This is a genomic window from Amycolatopsis sp. BJA-103, from assembly GCF_002849735.1.
GTDB lineage: Bacteria > Actinomycetota > Actinomycetes > Mycobacteriales > Pseudonocardiaceae > Amycolatopsis.
Genome location: NZ_CP017780.1, coordinates 1332009 through 1351660 on the forward strand (window position 1 = coordinate 1332009; position 19652 = coordinate 1351660).

The 19652-nt window shown below is 68.3% G+C and carries 25 protein-coding genes and 2 pseudogenes; 17 read left to right on the plus strand and 10 right to left on the minus strand.

Annotated features, from left to right (window positions below):
• Positions 1-42 precede the first annotated feature (42 nt).
• Positions 43-1290, minus strand: coding sequence for an HNH endonuclease signature motif containing protein (locus BKN51_RS06240; RefSeq protein WP_101606711.1), 1248 nt, complete (start codon positions 1288-1290; stop codon positions 43-45).
• A gap of 91 nt (positions 1291-1381) precedes the next feature.
• Here BKN51_RS06240 and BKN51_RS06245 point away from each other — a divergent pair, with 91 nt between their 5' ends.
• Positions 1382-2350 (plus strand): IS30 family transposase, encoded by a 969-nt coding sequence (locus BKN51_RS06245; protein ID WP_101613052.1) that lies wholly within the window; start codon positions 1382-1384, stop codon positions 2348-2350.
• A 136-nt stretch (positions 2351-2486) separates the two neighbouring features.
• Here the strand turns inward: BKN51_RS06245 and BKN51_RS06250 are convergent.
• Positions 2487-2685, minus strand: a pseudogene (locus tag BKN51_RS06250) (transposase family protein); the annotation flags it as partial.
• Positions 2686-2758: 73 nt separating this feature from the next.
• On the opposite strand from BKN51_RS06250, the gene BKN51_RS06255 reads away from it, so the two are divergent.
• Positions 2759-3328, plus strand: coding sequence for a GNAT family N-acetyltransferase (locus BKN51_RS06255; protein ID WP_233224113.1), 570 nt, complete (start codon positions 2759-2761; stop codon positions 3326-3328).
• An 81-nt stretch (positions 3329-3409) separates the two neighbouring features.
• On the opposite strand, the gene BKN51_RS06260 is transcribed toward BKN51_RS06255, so the two are convergent.
• Complete coding sequence (locus BKN51_RS06260; protein ID WP_101613073.1) at positions 3410-4078, minus strand: TetR/AcrR family transcriptional regulator; 669 nt, start codon at positions 4076-4078, stop codon at positions 3410-3412.
• A gap of 17 nt (positions 4079-4095) precedes the next feature.
• The gene (locus tag BKN51_RS06265) at positions 4096-4518 is read right to left on the minus strand and encodes a hypothetical protein (protein WP_101606713.1); all 423 of its coding nucleotides are present in this window, start codon (positions 4516-4518) and stop codon (positions 4096-4098) included.
• A 139-nt stretch (positions 4519-4657) separates the two neighbouring features.
• Between BKN51_RS06265 and BKN51_RS06270 the strand changes: the two genes are divergently transcribed.
• A complete protein-coding gene (locus BKN51_RS06270; RefSeq protein ID WP_101613074.1) occupies positions 4658-5857 on the plus strand; it encodes an endonuclease/exonuclease/phosphatase family protein in 1200 nt (399 codons plus the stop codon).
• Positions 5858-5860: 3 nt separating this feature from the next.
• Here the strand turns inward: BKN51_RS06270 and BKN51_RS06275 are convergent, their stop codons facing one another.
• On the minus strand, positions 5861-6484 hold the full coding sequence (locus tag BKN51_RS06275; protein WP_101606714.1) for a maleylpyruvate isomerase family mycothiol-dependent enzyme: 624 nt from the start codon (positions 6482-6484) through the stop codon (positions 5861-5863).
• A gap of 71 nt (positions 6485-6555) precedes the next feature.
• Here BKN51_RS06275 and BKN51_RS06280 point away from each other — a divergent pair, with 71 nt between their 5' ends.
• Positions 6556-7497: a D-2-hydroxyacid dehydrogenase family protein gene (locus tag BKN51_RS06280; protein WP_101606715.1), complete on the plus strand. Its 942-nt coding sequence runs from the start codon at positions 6556-6558 to the stop codon at positions 7495-7497.
• Here BKN51_RS06280 and BKN51_RS06285 read toward each other — a convergent pair.
• The 4 genes from BKN51_RS06285 to BKN51_RS06300 are packed head-to-tail and all read right to left on the minus strand — an operon-like array spanning position 7487 to position 10725.
• Positions 7487-8311 carry a serine hydrolase domain-containing protein gene (locus tag BKN51_RS06285; protein ID WP_101606716.1) on the minus strand — a complete coding sequence of 275 codons (825 nt, stop codon included), beginning with the start codon at positions 8309-8311 and terminating at the stop codon, positions 7487-7489. The two genes, BKN51_RS06280 and BKN51_RS06285, sit on opposite strands and share 11 nt — an antisense overlap.
• A 60-nt stretch (positions 8312-8371) precedes the next feature.
• Positions 8372-8638 carry an HPr family phosphocarrier protein gene (locus tag BKN51_RS06290; RefSeq protein ID WP_076163675.1) on the minus strand — a complete coding sequence of 89 codons (267 nt, stop codon included), beginning with the start codon at positions 8636-8638 and terminating at the stop codon, positions 8372-8374.
• 39 nt (positions 8639-8677) lie between these two features.
• Positions 8678-9940, minus strand: coding sequence for a PTS transporter subunit EIIC (locus BKN51_RS06295; RefSeq protein WP_101606717.1), 1263 nt, complete (start codon positions 9938-9940; stop codon positions 8678-8680).
• Positions 9937-10725 carry a GntR family transcriptional regulator gene (locus BKN51_RS06300; RefSeq protein ID WP_076163796.1) on the minus strand — a complete coding sequence of 263 codons (789 nt, stop codon included), beginning with the start codon at positions 10723-10725 and terminating at the stop codon, positions 9937-9939. The genes BKN51_RS06295 and BKN51_RS06300 overlap by 4 nt, the downstream gene beginning before the upstream one ends.
• Positions 10726-10948: 223 nt before the next feature.
• On the opposite strand from BKN51_RS06300, the pseudogene BKN51_RS06305 reads away from it, so the two are divergent.
• Positions 10949-11194, plus strand: a pseudogene (locus BKN51_RS06305) (glucose PTS transporter subunit EIIB); the annotation flags it as partial.
• Positions 11191-11646, plus strand: a complete 456-nt coding sequence (locus tag BKN51_RS06310) for a PTS sugar transporter subunit IIA (protein ID WP_101606719.1) — start codon at positions 11191-11193, stop codon at positions 11644-11646. The pseudogene BKN51_RS06305 and the gene BKN51_RS06310, both read left to right, overlap by 4 nt.
• A gap of 66 nt (positions 11647-11712) precedes the next feature.
• Here the strand turns inward: BKN51_RS06310 and BKN51_RS06315 are convergent, their stop codons facing one another.
• A complete protein-coding gene (locus BKN51_RS06315) occupies positions 11713-12153 on the minus strand; it encodes a QcrA and Rieske domain-containing protein (protein WP_101613075.1) in 441 nt (146 codons plus the stop codon).
• A gap of 131 nt (positions 12154-12284) precedes the next feature.
• Between BKN51_RS06315 and BKN51_RS06320 the strand changes: the two genes are divergently transcribed.
• From BKN51_RS06320 to BKN51_RS06365, 11 genes are all read left to right on the plus strand, one after another.
• Positions 12285-12653: a hypothetical protein gene (locus tag BKN51_RS06320; RefSeq protein WP_101606720.1), complete on the plus strand. Its 369-nt coding sequence runs from the start codon at positions 12285-12287 to the stop codon at positions 12651-12653.
• Positions 12650-13162, plus strand: coding sequence for a sigma-70 family RNA polymerase sigma factor (locus BKN51_RS06325; protein ID WP_101606721.1), 513 nt, complete (start codon positions 12650-12652; stop codon positions 13160-13162). Before BKN51_RS06320 ends, BKN51_RS06325 begins: the two co-directional genes overlap by 4 nt.
• The gene (locus BKN51_RS06330) at positions 13159-13788 is read left to right on the plus strand and encodes an anti-sigma factor family protein (RefSeq protein ID WP_101606722.1); all 630 of its coding nucleotides are present in this window, start codon (positions 13159-13161) and stop codon (positions 13786-13788) included. Before BKN51_RS06325 ends, BKN51_RS06330 begins: the two co-directional genes overlap by 4 nt.
• Positions 13789-14077: 289 nt before the next feature.
• The gene (locus BKN51_RS42970; RefSeq protein WP_146044397.1) at positions 14078-14260 is read left to right on the plus strand and encodes a hypothetical protein; all 183 of its coding nucleotides are present in this window, start codon (positions 14078-14080) and stop codon (positions 14258-14260) included.
• Positions 14261-14374: 114 nt separating this feature from the next.
• The gene (locus BKN51_RS06335; protein WP_101606723.1) at positions 14375-14986 is read left to right on the plus strand and encodes a prepilin peptidase; all 612 of its coding nucleotides are present in this window, start codon (positions 14375-14377) and stop codon (positions 14984-14986) included.
• 47 nt (positions 14987-15033) lie between these two features.
• Positions 15034-16221: a chorismate synthase gene (gene aroC, locus BKN51_RS06340; RefSeq protein ID WP_101606724.1), complete on the plus strand. Its 1188-nt coding sequence runs from the start codon at positions 15034-15036 to the stop codon at positions 16219-16221.
• Positions 16218-16742 carry a shikimate kinase gene (locus BKN51_RS06345; protein ID WP_168214277.1) on the plus strand — a complete coding sequence of 175 codons (525 nt, stop codon included), beginning with the start codon at positions 16218-16220 and terminating at the stop codon, positions 16740-16742. Before aroC ends, BKN51_RS06345 begins: the two co-directional genes overlap by 4 nt.
• On the plus strand, positions 16739-17164 hold the full coding sequence (locus tag BKN51_RS06350; RefSeq protein ID WP_101606726.1) for a hypothetical protein: 426 nt from the start codon (positions 16739-16741) through the stop codon (positions 17162-17164). The genes BKN51_RS06345 and BKN51_RS06350 overlap by 4 nt, the downstream gene beginning before the upstream one ends.
• 8 nt (positions 17165-17172) lie before the next feature.
• Positions 17173-18282, plus strand: coding sequence for a 3-dehydroquinate synthase (gene aroB / locus BKN51_RS06355; RefSeq protein WP_101606727.1), 1110 nt, complete (start codon positions 17173-17175; stop codon positions 18280-18282).
• Complete coding sequence (gene aroQ / locus BKN51_RS06360) at positions 18279-18710, plus strand: type II 3-dehydroquinate dehydratase (RefSeq protein WP_101606728.1); 432 nt, start codon at positions 18279-18281, stop codon at positions 18708-18710. Before aroB ends, aroQ begins: the two co-directional genes overlap by 4 nt.
• Positions 18707-19633: a GNAT family N-acetyltransferase gene (locus tag BKN51_RS06365; protein WP_101606729.1), complete on the plus strand. Its 927-nt coding sequence runs from the start codon at positions 18707-18709 to the stop codon at positions 19631-19633. The genes aroQ and BKN51_RS06365 overlap by 4 nt, the downstream gene beginning before the upstream one ends.
• The last annotated feature ends 19 nt before the right edge of the window (positions 19634-19652 follow it).

Here is a 19652-nt window from a genome sequence, read left to right on the forward strand (position 1 = left end):
CCGAGGGGCCCGTCGCCGGTGTGGCTGGCGGGCTCCTCGGGGTCACACATGGGTGTTGCGCCGCGATCTTCGTAACGGATCCAAATACTGCGGCGGGATGAACTCCGGTAGCCCGTCAGGTGCCATCCGGACTTCCCAATCGCCGTAGTGGATCAGGCGGTGGTGGAAGCCGCACAGTAGGACGAGGTTCCGGAGATCTGTCGGTCCACCATCTGCCCAGTGATGGATGTGGTGGGCGTGGCAGTTCTTCGGTCGTCGATGACAGCCGGGGAATGCGCATCCTCGATCGCGGATGTTGAGGGCGCGGCGTTGCCCGGGGGTGACGAATCGTCTCAGTCGTCCCACGTCCAGCGGCTCACCGGCCGCGTTCATCACGACGGGGAGCATCAGGCAGTCGCAGGCGGCCATCCGTGCTTCGCGGGCGGTCATGGTTCCGATGAAGTCCACGCACGCCGTGCCCAGGCCGGTTTTCAGTTCGTCGAGGCCGATGGTGACGTGGATCAACGTGCGGTAGCCGCTGGTCCCGGGCTGGTCCGGGCACGCGATCGCCAAGTCCAGCAGCTCGGCCCAGGCGTCGCCTTGACGTTCGGCCTTCGTGCGCAGGTCGGCTTGGCCGAACTCGTCCATCGGTCGAGGCTTCGCATACGCCTCGAGCACGGCCGCGGTGCGGGCACCCAACTCGTCGTCGAGGAGGCCGTTCAGTGTCCAGTAGCCGTCTTTGCGGCGTTCCAGGGTGAGTTCGCGGCGGGGTTGGGCGGGTTCGGGGTCTTTCGGTTCCTTGCCGTCCGGGTCGAGCCAGCCCAGCAGCTGGTCTCCGAGATCCGACACCTGCTGGGGACCCGCTTTCCGGGCGAGATCGGCGAGGGTTGTCTCCGCGTGCTCCCGATCCTCCACCGACACCCCAGCCGGGATCTTCCGCAGGATCTCCACGATCTGCTTGATCCGTTCCTCGCCGATCGCCCCCTCCGCCGCCGCAACAGCGGTCGCCGGTGCGAAGGCCGGGATCTCCGTGCCATCCAAGCCACACGTGGGGTTCAGATCGACAGCGCGATTCACATACGGCCGCGCTTCGCCCTGGCTCAGTCCGGCGATATCGGCGAACCACGCCAACGTCGTCCCATAACCGTACAAGTCTTTCGCGCCACGAGAATCAATCTCCGCCAAATACTGGCCCAACCCCGCGGAGGCGACCCGCATCACCTGCAAGAACTGCTGCACGCCGTGGGCAAGCTCCAGCTTGCCGGCGCGCCACAACTCCTGCGGCAACTCGGGAAGGATCGTCTCGGACACACCTCGACACGGGCTCAGATGGTCAGTGCACCGGCTGGGATAATGATCGTTCTGGGTAGCGAAGGGGTGTGCCGTGTCGCGTGGTGTTCCGTTGCGGTCGGTGGAGCGTGAATTGATCGCGTTCGGGTTGAGGCAGGGGAAGTCGTTTCGGGAGATCGGGGCCTGGATTGGACGGGATCATTCGGTGGTGTCCCGCGAGGTTGACCGCAACGGTGGACGGGAGGCGTATTCGCCGTTGGTTGCGCAGCGCCGGGCTGATCGACTACGGAAGCGTCCAAAGGAACGCAAGGTGCTGAAATCGCCGTTTCTGACTCGCGTGGTGCATGAGGGGTTGCGGAAAAAGTGGTCACCGATGCAGATCGCGTACAGGTTGCGGCTCGACCATCCGATGGATCATTCTCGCTGGGTGTCACATGAAGCGATTTACCAGGCGTTGTTCGTACAGGCGAAGGGGACGTTGCGGGCAGAGGTGGCCGAGGGGTTGCGCCAAGGCAGGATCAAGCGACGGGCCCGGTCGCGAGGGGCGGAGCTGCGGGGCAAGATCAAGGACATGGTCCTGATCAGCGAGCGGCCGGCCGAGGCCGAGGACCGTGCCGTGCCGGGCTTCTGGGAAGGCGATCTGATCGTCGGCGCGAACAATCAATCGCAGATCGCGACCTTGGTCGAACGGCGCACTCGATTCGTCATGCTGGTGCGTATTCCTCACGATCGCACGGCCGAGAACGTTGCCCCGCGGCTGGCCGCCAAGATGAACACTTTGCCTGACGTTTTCAAGAACAGCGTCACCTGGGATCAGGGTGGCGAGATGGGCGGCCACAGGAAGTTCACCATGACCACCGGCATGCCGGTGTATTTTTGTGATCCGCGCTCGCCCTGGCAACGCGGCAGCAACGAGAACACCAATGGGTTGCTGCGCCAGTACCTTCCCAAAGGAACCGACCTATCCGGATATTCACAGGACGAACTCGATGCCATCGCAGACGAACTCAACGACCGGCCGCGACAGACACTAGGTTGGCTTAAGCCGATCGAAGCGTTCAGCAAAGTGTTGCTAGACTAGAGGTGGTGCACTCACCAGTTGAAACCACCCGATAATACCGGAATAATTCGAACAAATGTTCGTAATTTTAAGCAACATTGAATCGGCGTGTTTGCCACTGACGAGTGATTTGACGCTGAAAGACAGTGAGCCCTTTTCAACATCCCGTCCTGATGACATTGTGAAGGAGCGTCACGGCCTTGACCAGGCTGGTGATCCGGGTGGTGCTGCACCGGAGCTTCCGTAGGAGACGCCAACCCTTCAGGGCTGCGTTGGCCTGCTCCTCTACGGCCCGGATTCGGGTGTGTGAGCCGGTTGGCTGCCTGCTGGCCTGTGGAGAGATTCGCCCACCGCCCCCCCCGCAGGGCAACAAGGTTGGGAAGTGCTCACTGCCTCCACGGGTGAGGTTCCGGGCGCGATACTGGTCTCATGACTTCAGCGAACCGCCCGGACGCAGTCCACTTGAGGACGTTCACCGAGGCCGACCTCGCCTTTCTCGACCGCCTCTGCACGGATCCCGATGCGCTCGGCGAGTTCGATTGGCCCGGATTCGGTGATCCGAGGGCACGCCGCAAGCGATGGGAGATCGACGGGTATATCTCCGCCGAGTCCGCGGCGGTTGCGATCGCGCGGGCCGACGACACGGCTATCGGCATCGTCAGCTGGAAGCCCCGCGGCTTCCCCTTGGGTGTCACCTACGAGATCGGCGTGGGGGTGCTACCCGAGCATCGTGGACAGGGGGTGGGCACGGTGGCGCAGAGGCTGCTCGTGGACTACCTGTTCGGCCGCACGACTGCGAACAGAATCGAAGCCCTCACCAATGGCGGTAACCTCGGCGAGCAGAAAGCCCTCGAACGCCTGGGGTTCCGCAGGGAAGGGGTCATGCACGGCAGGTCCTTCCAGCACGGCGAGTATGTCGATGTGCTCGTCTACGGTCTGCTCCGCTCAGAGCATCGTCCCGGATCCGGCAAGGCTTCCACGCCGGCTCCAAGTACATGAAGGCCCCCATCCTTGCGCCTAAGTACAGGAAGGGGTCCTTCACGTACTCGCAGGAAACGCAACTAGAGGACTAAACGCGCCTCAGGCGGCATCGTCCCGCTTCGAAAGGTCCCGGATCAGCGAGACGATCTCCCGGCTGACCGGCCGCAGCACCCGCAGCCGCGAAAGTCCCACCAGCCGCGCGATCAGCGGCACCGTCCGCTCCACCAGTACCCGGCTGCGTTTCTGCCCGGGCGACCGGTCGTGGACCCAGAACAGCACGACCCCCATCTGGTACAGCCACAGCAGATCGGGCAGGTCGTCGCGCAGGTCCGGGTCGAGTTTGGCGTCGGAGTCGGCGATGACGTCGCGCATCAGGCCGATGGAGGCGTCCCGAGCGGGCGTCGACTCCTCGCTGAACGGGCTCAGCGGCGAGTCCGGGTCGGCGGCGTTGACGAAGAACTGGGTGCCGAAGCGCTGGTACGGCTCGGCGACGTCGAGCCAGGTGAGCAGGACGGTCTTGAGCCGCGCGCTGAAGTCCCGCTCACCTTCGATCGCCTGGCGCGCCGTCGTCAGGTGCACCTTGGCGATCTCGTCGTAGAAACCCTGGATCAGCTGGTCTTTCGAGGCGAAGTAGTAGTAAGCGTTCCCGACCGACACTCCCGCTTCGGTCGCGATGGCCCGCATGGTCGTGCGGTCGTAGCCGTTCTCCGCGAACAGCCGCAACGCGGTCGCCACGATCAGCGACCTGGTTTCCTCACTCTTCGCCACCACTGCACGTTATCCGGTCAGGGCGCGGGATGCGGAGCGGGCGCCGGGTAGCCGGGGTAGGGCGGCGGCATCGGCATGGGCCGGGCGGCGCTGTTGTGCAGGTGCTTGCGCCGGATCCCGTTGAACACCAGCACGTTCCCGACGTGCATCACGCCGAGCACGAGCGCCACGGTACCGACCTTGACCGACAGCATCTCGAAGACGTCGCGCGCGTCGAGGACGATGTCGTCGCTGGTCAGGAACAGGGTCACGAAACCCAGGCTGACCAGGTAGAAGCCGACGACGAGCAGCTGGTTGACCGAATGTGCGAGCGCCAGTTTGTCCTGGAAGACGTCCTCCAGGAACGTCTTGCCGTGCTTGCTCAGCGTCCGGGCGACCAGCACGGTCAGCGGGACGGTGATGGCCAGGTAGAGCGCGTAGGCCACGACTACGGGTTGCATGGGGACCTCCTTTTGAACGTGTTCAAGAAGGACCGTAGCCCAGATTTTGAACACGTTCAAGAGGGAGCTGTTCACCTGAAGCTCACCCCTGCGGCCGCCGAAGATGCGTAAGGTCGCACCGACTCTGGGAGGTATGACCGTGAAACGCATCGCCGCCGTGCTCACCTCGGGCGCATTGCTGGCCGGGACGCTTCTGGCCGCCACCCCGGCCGAAGCCACCGCCGGGAAGAACGTCCGCTTCGCGACGTTCAACGCCTCGCTCAACCGCGGCGCGGCGGGGCAGCTCGTGACCGACCTGTCGCAGCCGGGCAACGCGCAGGCGAACGAGGTCGCCGAGGTGATCCAGCGCAACCGGCCGGACGTGCTGCTGATCAACGAGTTCGACTACGTGCCGGAAAACCGCGCCGCGAACCTGTTCCGCGAGAACTACCTCGAGCGCGGCCAGAACGGCGCCGCGCCGATCGACTACCCGTACGCCTTCACGGCGCCGTCGAACACCGGCGTCGCGACCGGTTTCGACCTCGACCGCAACGGCCAGGTCGGCGGCGGCAACGACGCGCACGGCTTCGGCCTCTTCGAGGGCCAGTACGGCATGCTCGTGCTGTCCAAGTACCCGATCGACACCCGGAGCGTGCGGACGTTCCAGAAGTTCCTCTGGAAGGACATGCCGGGCGCGCTGCTCCCGGACGACCCGGCCACCCCGGCGCCGGCCGACTGGTATTCGCCGCAGGCACTCGACGTGCTGCGCCTGTCGTCGAAGTCCCACTGGGACGTCCCGATCCGCGTCGGCCGCTCGACCGTGCACTTCCTGGCCGCGCACCCGACGCCGCCCACCTTCGACGGTCCCGAAGACCGCAACGGCACCCGCAACAACGACGAGATCCGCTTCTGGGCCGACTACGTGACCCCGGGCAAGGGCCGCTACATCCACGACGACCGCGGCCGTCGCGGCGGACTGGGCGCGCACGAGAAGTTCGTCATCGCCGGAGACCACAACTCCGACCCGCTCGACGGCGACAGCGTCCCCGGCGCGATCTCCCGGCTGCTGAACGCGCCTCGCGTCATCGAGACGCGTCCGGGCAGCGAAGGCGCGGTGCGCGCCGCGCGGGACCAGGCAGGCGCCAACATCGGCCAGAAGGGCGACCCGTTCTTCGACACCGGCGACTTCAACGACAACGCGCCGGGGAACCTGCGGATCGACTACGTCCTGCCGTCGAAGGGCCTGTTCCCCTGGCGCGCCGAGGTCTTCTGGCCGCTGCCCGATTCACCGCTGGCCCGGCTCAACGACGCCTCGGACCATCACCTGGTGCGGGTCGACGTGATCGTCGGTCGCTGGTAGCCGTCAGCCGGCGCTGAGCCGTGAGGTGCCCGGGCCGGTCAAGGTGGCCAGCCCGGCGCTCCGGCCGCTCACCGCCAGGAGCAGGTCGGCGAGCGGTCCCCGCACCTCTTCGGTGCCCGCGCCGCCGGTCCACTCGGCGTCGGTGGCGATCAACCGCAGATCTTTGCAGCGTTTGCGGGCACCCCAGAACGGGCTGACGAGGAGATGCTCCAGCGCCGCGATCACCGGCTTCCCGGGCATGGGCCTGTCGATGCCCAGCGGGCGGGCGACGTCCTGACCGTGGATGAGGACGTCGGCGAGCGGGTCGATCGGCTTGGCGCCGGGGGAGCGGCGCGGCGAGGCCGCGTCGTCGCGGATCTGGGCGACGAGTTCGGCGGGGGAGAATCGCGCGGCGTAGCCGATGGCCTGGTCGACGTTCATCTTGTCCCAGTTGCCCTTGGCCTTGATGGCGCCGAAGAGGGTGTCCCGGAGCCGGTTCCTGGTGGACTGCGCCAGATGGGCGGCCATCGCGTGCACCGTCCACTCCGGACAAAGGGTCTTCACCGACCAGTCCCGTTCGTCCAGTCCTTCCAGCAACTCCGCGAAGCTCAGTCTTTCCGTCTCGGTCCAGGTCGAGATCTCGTCCATTTCCTGTTCCTCCCCTTCGCCGTCGACACGGCTTCCGGGCAGGACCCTAGCCGTGACCTAGCCTGGGATCCATGAAGATCGCGATTCTCGACGATTATCAGGAAGTGGCACTCGGCTTCGGGGACTGGGACTCCCTCGGCGCCGAGGTCAAGGTGTTCACCGAGCCGTTCGCGGATCCCGCGGAGGTGGTCGCCCGTCTCCGGGACTTCGACGTCGTGGTCGCGATGCGCGAACGCACCCGCTTCCCCGCCGAGGTCCTCGATCGGCTGCCCGCGCTCGAGCTGCTGGTGAGCACCGGCCACCGCAACGCCGCGATCGACGTGGCCGCCGCCCGGCGCAACGGCGTGGTCGTCTGCTCCACCGGCTACATCGCGGCACCGGCGGCCGAGCACACCTGGGCGCTGATCCTCGCCGCCGCGCGGAACGTGCCGGAAGAGTCCCGGAACATGCGTGAAGGCGGCTGGCAGACCACGGTCGGCACGATCCTGGCGGGCAAGACCCTCGGACTGCTCGGCCTCGGCAGGCTCGGCGCCGGCGCGGCCAAGATCGGCCAGGCGTTCGGCATGGAGACCATCGCCTGGAGCCAGAACCTGACCCAGGAGAAGGCCGGACCCCACGGGGTGACGGCGGTGTCGAAGGACGAGCTGTTCGCCCGCGCCGACGTCCTGTCGGTCCACCTGGTGCTCGGCGACCGCAGCCGCGGGCTCGTCGGCGCCCCGGAACTCGCCGCGATGAAGCCGACGGCGATCCTGGTCAACACGTCGCGTGGCCCGATCGTGGACGAAGCCGCCCTGGTGGACGCCTTGCGCCGCAAGGAGATCGCGATCGCCGCGCTGGATGTCTACGACGTCGAGCCGCTGCCCTCGGAGCATCCGCTGCGGACACTGGACAACGTCGTGCTCACCCCGCACATCGGCTACGTCACCCGGGAGACCTACGAGATCTTCTACCGCGACGCGGTCGAGGACATCGCGGCCTTCCAGGCGGGTTCGCCGATTCGCGTCATGGAGTGACGCCGCGCAGCTCCGAGAGGACGGCGTCGGTGAAGGGCGGCCAGACTTCGGCCGCCCACGGGCCGAAAGCCCGGTCGGTGAGTGCGACGCAGGCGGCACCGGCCTCGGGGTCGACCCAGAGGAACGTGCCGGACTGCCCGAAGTGGCCGAAGGTCCGCGGCGAGCTCGACGAACCGGTCCAATGCGGACTCTTGTGGTCGCGGATCTCGAAGCCGAGGCCCCAGTCGTTCGGCTTCTGGTGGCCGAAGCCGGGCAGGACACCGGAAAGTCCGGGGAAGACCACGGATGTCGCCTCGCGCACCGTTTCGGCGGCGATGAGCTTCGGGGCCTGCAGTTCGGCGGCGAACGCGACCAGGTCGTCCACAGTGGACTCCGCGCCGGAGGCAGGGGAACCGGTCAGCTTGGTCGACTTCATGCCCAGCGGCTGGAAAAGCGCCTCCGCCTGGTAGTCGGCGAAGGGGATACCGGAGTGCTCGGTGAGCGCGTCGGCCAGTTGCTCGAACCCGGCGTTGGAGTACAGGCGACGGTTGCCCGGTTCGGCCATCTGCTTGTGCTCGTTGAAGGCCAGGCCCGAGGTGTGCGCGAGCAGGTGCCGGATCGTCGAGCCTTCCGGCCCGGCGGGGGTGTCGAGTTCGACGACGCCCTCTTCGATGGCGATCAGCGCGGCGTAGGCCGTCAGCGGCTTCGTCACCGAAGCCAGCTTGTAGACCTTCGTCGTGTCGCCGTGCGTGCCCAGCACGTCACCGGCGGCGGTCACCACGGCCGTGGCGGCGTTGTCCACCGGCCACTGTTCGATTTCGCGCACGCTTTCCATGTCCCACACCCTACGAAGCCCGGGCCGGTCGGGGCGGCCCGGGCTTCGCAGGGATGGGAATCAGGCGTCGAGGTCGGTCGCCACCAGCTCGGCGATGGCGTCGACGGCCGCCTCGGCACCTTCACCCTCGGCACTGATGATGACCTCGTCGCCGTAACCGGCGGCGAGCGTCATCAGGTTCAGCACGCTGCCGGCCGCGACCGGGTCGCCGCCCGCCTTGGCGATGGACACCGCGACGGGCTGCGCCGCGGCCGCCTTGGCGACCGTCGCCGCGGGCCTGGCGTGCAGGCCCACCTTGCTGGCCACGGTGACGCGTTTCTCCGGCATGTTCTTTCCCTTTCGTGCCTTTGTTCCTTGGAGCTGAAACTACTTGACGGGCTTGGCCGAGGTGGCTTCGAGATCGGCCTCGATCGAGTCGTCCTCGCGGCCAGGGGTCCGCAGGTTCCACTTGGTGATCACGAAACGGAAGATCACGTAGTAGATGACCGCGTAGGCCAGGCCGATCGGGATGAGCAGCCAGACGTTGCTGCTCGCCGCCGGGTGGCTGAAGTTGAGCCCGAAGTCGATCGCACCGGCGGAGAAGCCGAAGCCGAGGTGGATGTCGAGCGCGTTCACCAGGGCGAGCGAGGTACCGGTCAGGACCGCGTGGATCAGGTACAGCGGCCACGCGACGTACATGAACGAGAACTCGATCGGCTCGGTGACACCGGTCAGGAACGAGGTCAGCGCACCGGCGATCATCACACCGCCGACGATCTTCTTCTGGCTGGGCTTCGCGGTCTGCCAGATCGCCAGCGCCGCGGCGGGGATGGCGAACATGAAGATCGGGAAGAACCCGGTCATGAAGGTGCCGCGGGTCGGGTCGCCCTTGAAGAACTGGGTCAGGTCGCCACCGTCGAAGATGAACCACACCGGCACGTTCAGCAGCTGGTGCAGACCGACCGGGATCAGGAGCCGGTTGAGGAAGCCGTAGATACCGCCACCGACCACGGGCGCGCCGGTGACCGCTTCACCGGCGGCCTGGATGCCGTCGTTGACCCAGTGGAAGACCAGGCCCAGCGGCACCGCGAGGACGAGCAACACCAGGGCGGTGATGATCGGCACGAACCGGCGGCCACCGAAGAAGGCCAGGTACGGCGGCAGCTTGATGCGGTAGAACTTCTGCCACAGCAGCGCGGTGACGAGGCCGACGATCACACCGGCCAGCACGCTGTAGGGCCATTTGATCGGGTTGAGCATCAGGCCGGCGGGCTTTGCGGGGTCCCAGCCGGGAAGCTCCTCGAACGGCGCGAAGACGCGAAGGACGCTGGTGAAGACGAAGAAACCGACCACGGCGGCGAGGCCCGTGGCGCCGTCGCTCTTCCGGGCGAACCCGACCGCGATACCCACCGCGAACAGGAGCGGCAGCCAGTTGAACAGCGAGTCCCCCGCGGCACCGATGGCCGCGGCGGCCTTGTCCCAGCCGAGGCCGTCCGCGCCGAGCAGGTCAGGCTGACCGAGCCTGGACAGGAGCGCTGCGGCGGGCAGGGCGGCGATGGGGAGCATGAGGCTGCGGCCGAAGCGCTGAAGGCCGGCAAGTCCCTTGCCCTTGCCTTTGCTCTTCGCCCCCTCGGCGGTGGTGGAGCTCATCGGGTACCTCCGTAGTGAGGATGGTGACCGGAATCCGGGGTGTTCCGGTCCAGCTGCATGGTGACCTGGTAGTGATCGCCCCGGTACCAGGAAGTCATGTCTTCGATCGGTTCCCCGTTGACGCTGGAGACCCGGCGGAAGACAAGAAGCGGACTGCCGGCGCGCATGCCGAGCAGGCGCGCCGTTTCGCGGTCCGCGGATTCCGCCCAGACCGTCTGCCACGCGTGGTCCGGGCGGAGGTCGTACGACTGGGCGAGTTGGACGTACAACGATCGAGTGAGATCGAGGTCGAGCAGACCGGGCATCCGCCCGGCGTGATACCAGCCGCGTTCGACCGCCAGCGGCACCCCGTCGGCACGGCGGAGCCGCACCAGCCGGTGCGCCGGGGTCCCGGCGGTCAGGCCGAGGGCGTGCGCCGAAGGGGCGGGCGGGACCTCGGTGGCGGTCTTGACGACCTCCGTGGTCGGGGTCATCCCGCGGCGGCGCATGTCCTCGGTGAAGGACATCAGGTAGAGCTGCAATTCCATCCGCCTCGCGGCGGTGAACGTGCCCTTGCCGCGCACTCGCGACAAGAGTCCTTCTTCGACCAGCTTGCCGATCGCGGACCGGACCGTGAGCCTGGACACCTGATAGGTCTCGGCCAGGTCACGTTCCGAGGGGATCGGTGAGCCGGGGGGTAGCTCACGCTCCACCGTGCGGCGCAGAATCTCCCGCAGCTGGGCGTGTTTGGGCGTCGGTCCGTTGATCACACGGTCGGACGGCGGCAGCTGCGCCGAAGCGCTCATGACGGTCACCGTCCTTTCGGTCCGTTCGGTTGGGTACCCGTACTCGCATCTGGTCCGGAAGATTGGTACGTTCCGGTCTAGACCAATGATCCGATGGGGCAGGATGCTCCGTCGCACGAGCGGGTGTCAACCACCGTTACGCGTTCGTGGCCAGGGATGGCGTGCGAGTCGGCGAACGGCGTAGTACAGCTGGTTCGCATGTGGGAAACCGACAGGGAACAGGGAGACCGCGATGGCGGATGACAGGCCGGAAAAGATCCTCGCGGCGCTCGGCGGCGCCGAGAATGTCATCGAGGTGGAAGGGTGCATCACCCGGCTGCGCTGTGAGCTCGAAGACATGAGCCTGCTCGACGAGGCGGCGCTGAAGGCCGCCGGCGCGATGGGCGTCGTGCGCATGGGTGCCGGTGTCCAGGTGATCGTGGGGCCGGAGGCCGACACGATCGCCAGCGACATCGAGGACTTGATGTGAGTCTCGAAATTCTGAGCCCGGTCAGCGGTAAGACGACCGCTATGACCGAAGTGCCCGATCCGGTCTTCGCGCAGGCGATGGTCGGCCCCGGCCTCGCGGTCCTGCCTTCGGGCGGGCGCCAGGACGCGGTCTCGCCGGTCGACGGGACGGTCGTGACCCTGCACCCGCACGCTTTCGTGGTGGCCACCGAAGACGGCCGCGGCGTGCTGGTCCACCTCGGAATCGACACGGTCAAGCAGAAGGGCGAGGGGTTCACCCTCCACGTCGTCAAGGGTGAGACCGTCCGCGCCGGGCAGCCGGTCGTCGAATGGAATCCCGAGGCGGTCGTGGCCGCGGGCTACTCGCCGATCGTGCCCGTGGTGGCGCTGGACGCGAAGGCCGAGGTCCTTTCAGGACTGCTCACCGGCGGCGATGTCGAGGCGGGCGACCCGATCTTCACCTGGGACAGCTGAAAAGTTCTACCCGAAAGGGTCCCTTTAGGACGAATCTCGTCCTGAAGGGACCCTTCTCGCGTTTCGTCAGGCCGTGACGACCTGGCCGTTGGTGACCTTGACCGCGATCGAAGGCAGCGGCTGGTCCGCGGGCCCCTTTTTGACCGCGCCGGTCTTCGCGTCGAAGATCGAGTTGTGGCAAGGACACTTGAGTTCCGCGCCCTCCGGGACGACCGCGCAGCCCTGGTGCGTGCAGATCGCGCTGAACGCGGCCGCGGTGCCTTCGGCGGTCCTGGTGACGATCACGTCCTTGCCGTCGGCGGTCTTGGCGGCCTTCGCCTGGCCGACCTCGATGTCGGAGAGCGCGGTCAGGGTTTCGCCCGGTGCCGCGGCGGGCGGTGCCGCGGCCGAGCCGGCCGACGGCTTGTCGCTTCCGCAGGCCGTGAGGGCCACGGCACCGACGGCCGCGCCGGCGACGGCGGCCCCGGTGGTCAGGACGGTGCGGCGGGAGTGGAGTTCGGCAGTCATGCCCATACACACGTCCGGAGCGGCCGACCGGTTCAATTTCGCCGACCATCGGGTGCCGGATTGAACCGGGAGCCCCTTTTTTCCGTGTTCAAAGGCATAGGGGAACCGAACACGCGGAAAGAGATACGGACATGATCCGGTGGTTGTTGCGGGCGGTGGTGGCGGCGGGCCTGCTCGGCTCGGCGTGGGTGCATTACGTCGTATGGCAGGACTGGGCGTCCGAAACGGCGGTGGTCGGTCCGCTCTTCCTGGTGAACGTGGTGGCCGGCGTGGTCATCGCGGTCGCCGTCCTGGTCTGGCACCACTGGCTTCCCGTGCTCGCGGCGGTCGGCTTCGGCTTGGCGACGCTGGGTGCGTACGTGCTTTCGCTGACGACAGGGTTCTTCGGCGTCTCCGAGCGCTTCACCACCCAGGCCGAGCTCTGGGGCCTGATCACCGAGGTGGCTTGCGTGGTCTTCGCCCTCCCTCTGCTCTTCAACCGCGAAAGCACGGATCGGTGAAGGAATTCGCGGAGGACCGGCTGATGCGGGCTTTGCACGAGGAGCACGCCGCGGCGCTCTGGTCCTACGCACTGCACCTGACCAGCGGAGACCGGGTCCGCGCCGAGGACGTCGTCCAGGAGACGCTGCTGCGGGCCTGGCGCAACGCCAAGGTGCTCGACCAGTCCGAGGGGTCGGCGCGGGGCTGGCTGTTCACCGTCGCGAGACGGATCGCCATCGACGACTGGCGCGCCGCCGAGGCGCATCCGGAGGTGATGACCGGCGAACCACCCGAAACGTCGGTCACGGACGGCACGGAGCGGGCGGTCCAGGGCTGGCTGGTCGCCGAAGCCCTCGGTGAGCTCTCGCCGAGACATCGGGACGTGCTCGTTTTGTGCTATTTCCAGGGTTACTCCGTCGCCGACGCTGCGAAGCGGCTGGGTGTGGCCGAAGGGACGATCAAGTCGCGGACGCACTACGCCTTGCGGGCGTTGCGGCTGGTATTGGAGGAAAGAGGGGTGACTCAATGACCGACCCCTTCGCCACTTACGACGCGGCCTACGTGCTCGGGGCGTTGTCCCCGGAGGACCGGTTCGCGTACGAGAAACACCTTCGTGTGTGCGACCGGTGCGCCGCTTCGGTGCGCGATCTGGCCGGGATCCCCGGTCTCCTCGCACAGGCCGGTGCCCCCGCGCTGCTGGAGGAGGAACCGGCGCCCTCGCCGGAACTGCTGCCGACCGTGCTCAAACGGGTCCGCCGGGGAAGGCGGATCCAACGGGCGATCACCACCGCGGCCACCGGGGTGGCGGTCGCGGCCAGCGTCGCGCTCGCGGTCGTCCTGACCGGGCCGATCGCGGCCGCCGGGAACCCGATGACCCTGCTCGGCGACTACCCGGTGACCGCCGAGGTCGCCATGTCCGCCACGGACACCGGCACGAAGGTCGACATGACCTGCAGCTACGGCGGCAACCGCACCGGGGACTACATCCTGGTCGCCGTCGACGCCGACGGCGGCACCAGCGAACTGGCGTCCTGGCGCGCGATGCCCAAGGACACCGCGCACATCGTGGTCGGCACCGCGATGCGCACCGGCGACATCAAGGCGCTGGAGATCCGCACGCCCTCGGGTCTCCCGCTGCTGCGGATGAACCCCTGATCCCGGTGTCATGACAGGCCTTCGGTGCCGGGAGCGGGAGGGATTGGGGCTGGAGCGGAAAAGTTCCGGACGGGGGCGGGAGCTGAAGGACGCTTTCCCCGCATGCGATGCGGCGAAAGCTCCCTTCACCGCGTCGCATGCGGCGAAGGGCCCCTTCAGCCACCTGCGGTATTGAGGGTTGAGGCAGAGTGTCCGGTTGATGTGGCCGATGAGGGCGCGAAGTGTCGCTCAGGGTGAGGGGTGTGTGGAAATAGGGACGTTCGATGTCCCTATTTCCACACACCCCGTCGTGACCGGACCGATCGCGCGGGACTGTGTGGATTTCTGGTCGTCCAACGTCCCAAAATCCACACAGCCGGTGCCGCAGGTCCGGCGTCGCGCGGAGCCGATAACCCGCCGCGTCCTCCTGTTGCTGGCGCTGAAGGACGCTTTCACCGCATGCGATGCGGCGAAAGCTCCCTTCACCGCGTGACATGCGGCGAAGGGCCCCTTCAGCCCCCGCCCGTCCTGCCGAAAGTGCGTGAAAGTCCCTGTCACGAAAAGAAATCCTTGCCTCACCGAGCGCGACGGGCGCACTCTTGATCTTGTGTTCCTGCCGATCGCCTTCACGGTGGCGGGCGCCGGATCGGCGCTCGCCACACGCTCCTGCCTGCGCCGGGCGGGAGCGCCGGTGACGGCGTGGGCGGCGGGCCTCACGGCCGCGCTGCTCCTCGCGGTCAGCCTGCGTCACCAAGCGGGAGCGTGGCCGTCGTGGTGGCTCGCGGTCCCGGCCGTGCTGACCGTCTTCGCGGTCCCGCTCGCGCTCGCCGATCTCAAGTACCGCCGCCTGCCCGACGTCCTGACCCTGCCCGCGTACCCGGCCCTCGCCGCCGCGCTCGCGGTCGCCGCCGCCGGGGGAGGGGCGGACATCGCCTGGCGGGCCGTCCTCGGCGCGCTGGTCTTCGGCGGGGCGCACGCGCTCGTCCACGCGCTTTCGCCGCGCTCGCTCGGCGCCGGTGACGTGAAGCTCGCCGGGAGCGTGGGCGCGGTACTCGCCGCGACGGGCTGGCCGTCGGTCGTGCTCGGCGCCGTCGCCGCGGCGCTGTTGAGCGTGGCACTCGCGGTGGGCGGGCCCCGGCATCCGACCGTGCCGCACGGGCCCGGTCTCCTGGTCGCGGCGTGGGCGCTCGCGCTCTTCGCCGGACCTGGTCCGGGATAGCCCGGCCTGTCCTGGGACGGAGAGGAGGTTGTGACAGGATCTATCAGGTGTTGCGCTGGATAACCGCAGGGGAATCGCACGGACCCGCCCTCGCCGCCATCCTGGAAGGGATGCCAGCCGGGGTCGAGGTCACCACCGCCGAAGTGGGCGAGCAGCTCGCGCGACGGAGGCTCGGCTTCGGCCGCAGCCCCCGGATGGGCTTCGAGACCGACCACATCGAGTTCACCGGTGGCGTCCGGCACGGGCTGACCCAAGGTGGCCCCGTAGCGGTCCAGATCGAGAACGCCGAGTGGCCCAAGTGGGAAAAGGTCATGTCGGCCGATCCCGTGCCCGCCGAGGAACTGGACGGCCTGGCGCGCAACGAGCCGCTGACCCGTCCCCGGCCCGGCCACGCGGATCTGCCCGGGATGCAGAAGTACGGCTTCCCCGAGGCCCGTCCGGTGCTGGAGCGCGCGAGTGCCCGCGAGACGGCCTCGCGGACGGCGCTCGGCACGGTGGCCCGCGCGTACCTCAAGCAGCTGCTCGGGGTCGAGATCCTCAGCCACGTCGTGTCGATCGGCGGCGCCTCGGCGCCGGAGGGCCCGCTGCCCGTGGCGTCGGACCTGCCCGCCATCGACGAGAGCCCGGTCCGCGCCTTCGGCCAGGAGGGGACCGACGCGATGGTCGCCGAGGTCGACGCCGTGCGGAAGGCGGGTGACACCGTCGGCGGCGTGATCGAGGTGATCGCCTACGGCCTGCCGCCGGGCCTCGGCTCGCACGTGCACTGGGACCGCAGGCTCGACGCCCGCCTCGCCGGCGCGCTCATGGGCGTGCAGGCGATGAAGGGCGTGGAGGTCGGTGACGGCTTCACCACGGCCAAGCGCTGGGGCAGCCAGGCCCACGACGAGATCGACCGCGGCACCGGTCCGGTCGGGGTGACCCGCCGGTCCAACCGCGCGGGCGGGCTCGAGGGCGGTATCACCAACGGCGAGCCGCTGCGCGTGCGCGTCGCGATGAAGCCGATCTCGACCGTCCCCAAGGCACTGTCCACTGTGGACGTCACGACCGGCGAGCCCGCGGTGGCCATCCACCAGCGTTCCGACGTCTGCGCGGTACCCCGCGCCGGTGTCGTGCTGGAGTCGGTGGTCGCGCTGGTCCTCGCGGACGCCGCGCTGGAGAAGTTCGGCGGGGACTCGCTGGCCGAGGGCAAGCGCAACGTCGAGGGCTACCTGAAGGCGCTCGAGGAGCGCTGGTGACCCCTCGCGCGGTGATCATCGGGCCGCCGGGTTCGGGCAAGAGCACGGTCGGCCCGGCGCTCGCCGCCCGGCTCGGTCTCGCCTTCCGTGACAGCGACGACGACATCGTCGCGAGCGCGGGCAAGCCCATCACCGACATCTTCACCGAGGAGGGCGAGCCCGCCTTCCGCGCGCTGGAGGAGGAGATGGTCGCGAAGGCACTGGCCGAACACGACGGTGTCCTCTCCCTGGGCGGCGGGGCCCCGATCACCCCGGGCACCCGCGAGCGGCTGGCCGGGCACACGGTGGTCTTCCTCAACGTCGGGATGGCCGCCGGGGTCCAGCGCGCCGGGCTGTCCACGGCGCGCCCGTTGCTGGCCGGGGTCAACCCCCGCGCCACCTACAAGGCACTGCTCGACGCACGGCTGCCGGTGTACAGCGAGGTGGCCACGTTCGAGATCGAAACCGACCACTTGACGCCCGACGAGGTCGTCGAGGCCGCCGTCATCGGACTGACCGAGATCAGCAAGGAACGAGCATGAAGCGCACCATCGCCGGCGTTCTTCTCGCCGTCTTGACCTTGAGCCTGACCGCCTGCAGCGAGGAAAAGCAGCCCCCGGGCTCGGACGTGATCCAGACCAGCGCCGCGGCGACCGGCTCGGCCACCGCTTCGGCCGCGCCCGAAGCCGATGTCGCCGCCGACGTCCAGGTCATGAAGTGCGAGAGCACCAGCTACACCCCGAAGGTCACCATCGAGGTCACGAACAGCACCGGTGAGGACGCGCGCTACGCCGTCACCATCGCGATCAAGGACGCCGAGGGCAAGGCCTCCGGCGAGGCGCTGTTCGCCAAGAACCGGATGACGCCGGGCCAGAAGGTGACCGAAGAGATCCCGGGGGACACCCCGGTCAAGGGCAAGATCTCCTGCGAGGTCGCCAGGGCCAAGCGGCTTCCGCCGAAGTGAGGGAAACGATGACCGAGCCGGTTCGCATCACCGTCAACACCGCCAAGCCGTACGACGTCGTCATCGGGCGCGGCCTGCTGGGCGAGCTCACCGAGCAGCTCGCCGACGCCTCCAAGGTCGCGCTGATCCACCCGCCGACGCTGACGACCACCGCCGAGGCCATCCGCGACGAACTGGCCGAGGCCGGGATCGACGCGCACCGGGTCGAGATCCCCGACGCCGAGGACGGCAAGGCGCTCACCGTCGCCAGCTTCTGCTGGGAGGTCCTCGGCCGCATGGGCCTGGACCGCCAGGGAGTGGTCGTCGGGCTCGGCGGCGGCGCCGTGACCGACCTGGCGGGCTTCGTCGCCGCGACCTGGATGCGTGGCGTCCGGCTGGTCAACGTCCCCACCACGCTGCTGGGCATGGTCGACGCCTCGCTCGGCGGGAAGACCGGCATCAACACCGAGGCGGGCAAGAACCTCGTCGGCGTCTTCCACGAGCCGAGCGCGGTCCTGGTCGACCTCGCGACGCTGGAAACGTTGCCGCCCAACGAACTCGTCGCCGGGATGGCCGAGGTCGTCAAGGCCGGGTTCATCGCGGACCCTCGCATCCTCGAACTCGTCGAGCAGGACCCGGCCGCGGCGCTGGACACCACCGGCGAGATCATCGGCGAGCTGGTCCGCCGCTCGATCCAGGTCAAGGCCGACGTCGTCGCCGCGGACCTGCGCGAGTCGGACCTGCGCGAGATCCTCAACTACGGCCACACCCTCGCCCACGCCATCGAACGCCGCGAGAAGTACCGGTGGCGCCACGGTGCCGCCGTCAGCGTCGGCCTGGTGTTCGCCGCCGAGCTCGCGCGCCTGGCCGGCCGTCTCGACGACGCCACCGCGGAGCGGCACACGGCCGTGCTCAAGATGCTGGGACTGCCGACCACCTACGACCCGGACGCGCTCCCGCACCTGCTGGAGACGATGAAGGGCGACAAGAAGACCCGGTCGGGCGTGCTGCGCTTCGTCGTCCTGGACGGGCTCGCCAAGCCCGGCAGGCTGGAAGGCCCCGACCCGTCGCTGCTCGCGGCGGCGTACTCGGTGGTGGCTGGAGAAGCCCCGAAGGCCGGCGGGAGCGTGCTGCTGTGAAGGTGCTCGTCCTCAACGGTCCCAACCTCGGCAGGCTCGGCCTGCGCGAACCCGGTATCTACGGTTCCACGACGCACGCCGATCTGGCCGAGACGTGCGTCGGGACCGGCAAGGAACTCGGGATCGACGTCGAGGTCCGCCAGACCGACCACGAGGGCGAGATGGTCGGCTGGCTGCACGAAGCCGCCGACGCGGGCTGGCCGGTGGTGCTCAACGCGGCCGCGTGGACGCACTACTCGATCGCGGTCCGCGACGCCGCCGCCCAGCTCGAGGCGCCGCTGATCGAACTGCACATCTCCAACGTGCACAAGCGCGAGCAGTTCCGGCACCACAGCGTGCTTTCGGATATCGCCACCGCCGTCATCGCCGGGCTCGGGGTCGACGGCTATCCGCTCGCCCTGCGCTGGATGGCCGCGAACGCGGCATGAACAACCCGCCCGAAATCACGACATCGCGGCTGCGGCTGCGCGCGCTGACCGAGTCCGACACCGAGGAGATCGTCAAGCTCTTCGCCGATCCGGCGTTGAGCGCGCATTTCGCGGTTCCGCTCACCGACCCGGACCTCGTCCGCGAGATGGTCGGACGGCGGCTGGCGTACAGCGGCCCGGCCGGGATGGGGCACTGGGCGATCGAACGCGACGGCGAGGTGATCGGCCTCGCGCATCTGCGGCCGTCGGAAGAACTGCCCGGCGGGGTTCCGGAGATCGGCTACTACCTGGCGCGTGCGCACGGCGGGCAGGGTTTGGCGACCGAGGCCGCGCGAGCCCTGCTGGAGCACGGGCTCGTCGTGCTCGGGCTGTCGTCGGTGTGGGCGCTGGTCGGTGAGTCCAATGTGGCCAGTCTGAATCTGGTGCGGCGCTTGGGTTTCCTGGACGTCGGCAGCGGCGACCACTACGGCAGCGGGCCGCATCGCGTGCTCGTCGCGTTGCCGTCGGAGCACGGGCGGGCCCACCACATCGAACTATGGGTGCCGGACCTCGCGCGCGCCGAGGAGAGCTGGGGCTGGCTGCTCGGCGAACTCGGCTGGCGGGAATTCCAGCGCTGGCCCGCCGGCGTCAGCTGGAAACTCGGCTCGACGTACCTCGTCGTCGAGCGTTCTCCCGCGCTCAGCGGCGAAAAGCACGAGCGCACCGCGCCGGGCCTGAACCACCTCGCGCTGCACGTCGCCTCAGGCGATCGGGTGAACGATCTGGCTTCGAAGGCCGTCGAACATGGCTGGTCGCCGATGTTCGCGGACAAGTTTCCGTATGCGGGGGGTGATCACCACTACGCCGCCTACCTCGAAAACGCCGATGGCTTCGAAGTGGAATTGGTCGCCCTACCGGGGAGTGACGTCACCCAGCTGGGTTAAGTCTCGCTACACTCGGCCA

Coding starts and splice junctions, on each gene's coding strand:
- BKN51_RS06330 (WP_101606722.1), top strand. CDS start 13,159: ATGACCGACCCCTTCGCCACTTACGACGCGGCCTACGTGCTCGGGGCG.
- BKN51_RS06300 (WP_076163796.1), bottom strand. CDS start 10,725: ATGAGCGCTTCGGCGCAGCTGCCGCCGTCCGACCGTGTGATCAACGGA.
- BKN51_RS06295 (WP_101606717.1), bottom strand. CDS start 9,940: ATGAGCTCCACCACCGCCGAGGGGGCGAAGAGCAAAGGCAAGGGCAAG.
- BKN51_RS06315 (WP_101613075.1), bottom strand. CDS start 12,153: ATGACTGCCGAACTCCACTCCCGCCGCACCGTCCTGACCACCGGGGCC.
- BKN51_RS06255 (WP_233224113.1), top strand. CDS start 2,759: ATGACTTCAGCGAACCGCCCGGACGCAGTCCACTTGAGGACGTTCACC.
- aroB (WP_101606727.1), top strand. CDS start 17,173: ATGACCGAGCCGGTTCGCATCACCGTCAACACCGCCAAGCCGTACGAC.
- BKN51_RS06275 (WP_101606714.1), bottom strand. CDS start 6,484: ATGGACGAGATCTCGACCTGGACCGAGACGGAAAGACTGAGCTTCGCG.
- BKN51_RS06265 (WP_101606713.1), bottom strand. CDS start 4,518: ATGCAACCCGTAGTCGTGGCCTACGCGCTCTACCTGGCCATCACCGTC.
- BKN51_RS06285 (WP_101606716.1), bottom strand. CDS start 8,311: ATGGAAAGCGTGCGCGAAATCGAACAGTGGCCGGTGGACAACGCCGCC.
- BKN51_RS06320 (WP_101606720.1), top strand. CDS start 12,285: ATGATCCGGTGGTTGTTGCGGGCGGTGGTGGCGGCGGGCCTGCTCGGC.
- BKN51_RS06350 (WP_101606726.1), top strand. CDS start 16,739: ATGAAGCGCACCATCGCCGGCGTTCTTCTCGCCGTCTTGACCTTGAGC.
- BKN51_RS06365 (WP_101606729.1), top strand. CDS start 18,707: ATGAACAACCCGCCCGAAATCACGACATCGCGGCTGCGGCTGCGCGCG.
- BKN51_RS06290 (WP_076163675.1), bottom strand. CDS start 8,638: ATGCCGGAGAAACGCGTCACCGTGGCCAGCAAGGTGGGCCTGCACGCC.
- BKN51_RS06280 (WP_101606715.1), top strand. CDS start 6,556: ATGAAGATCGCGATTCTCGACGATTATCAGGAAGTGGCACTCGGCTTC.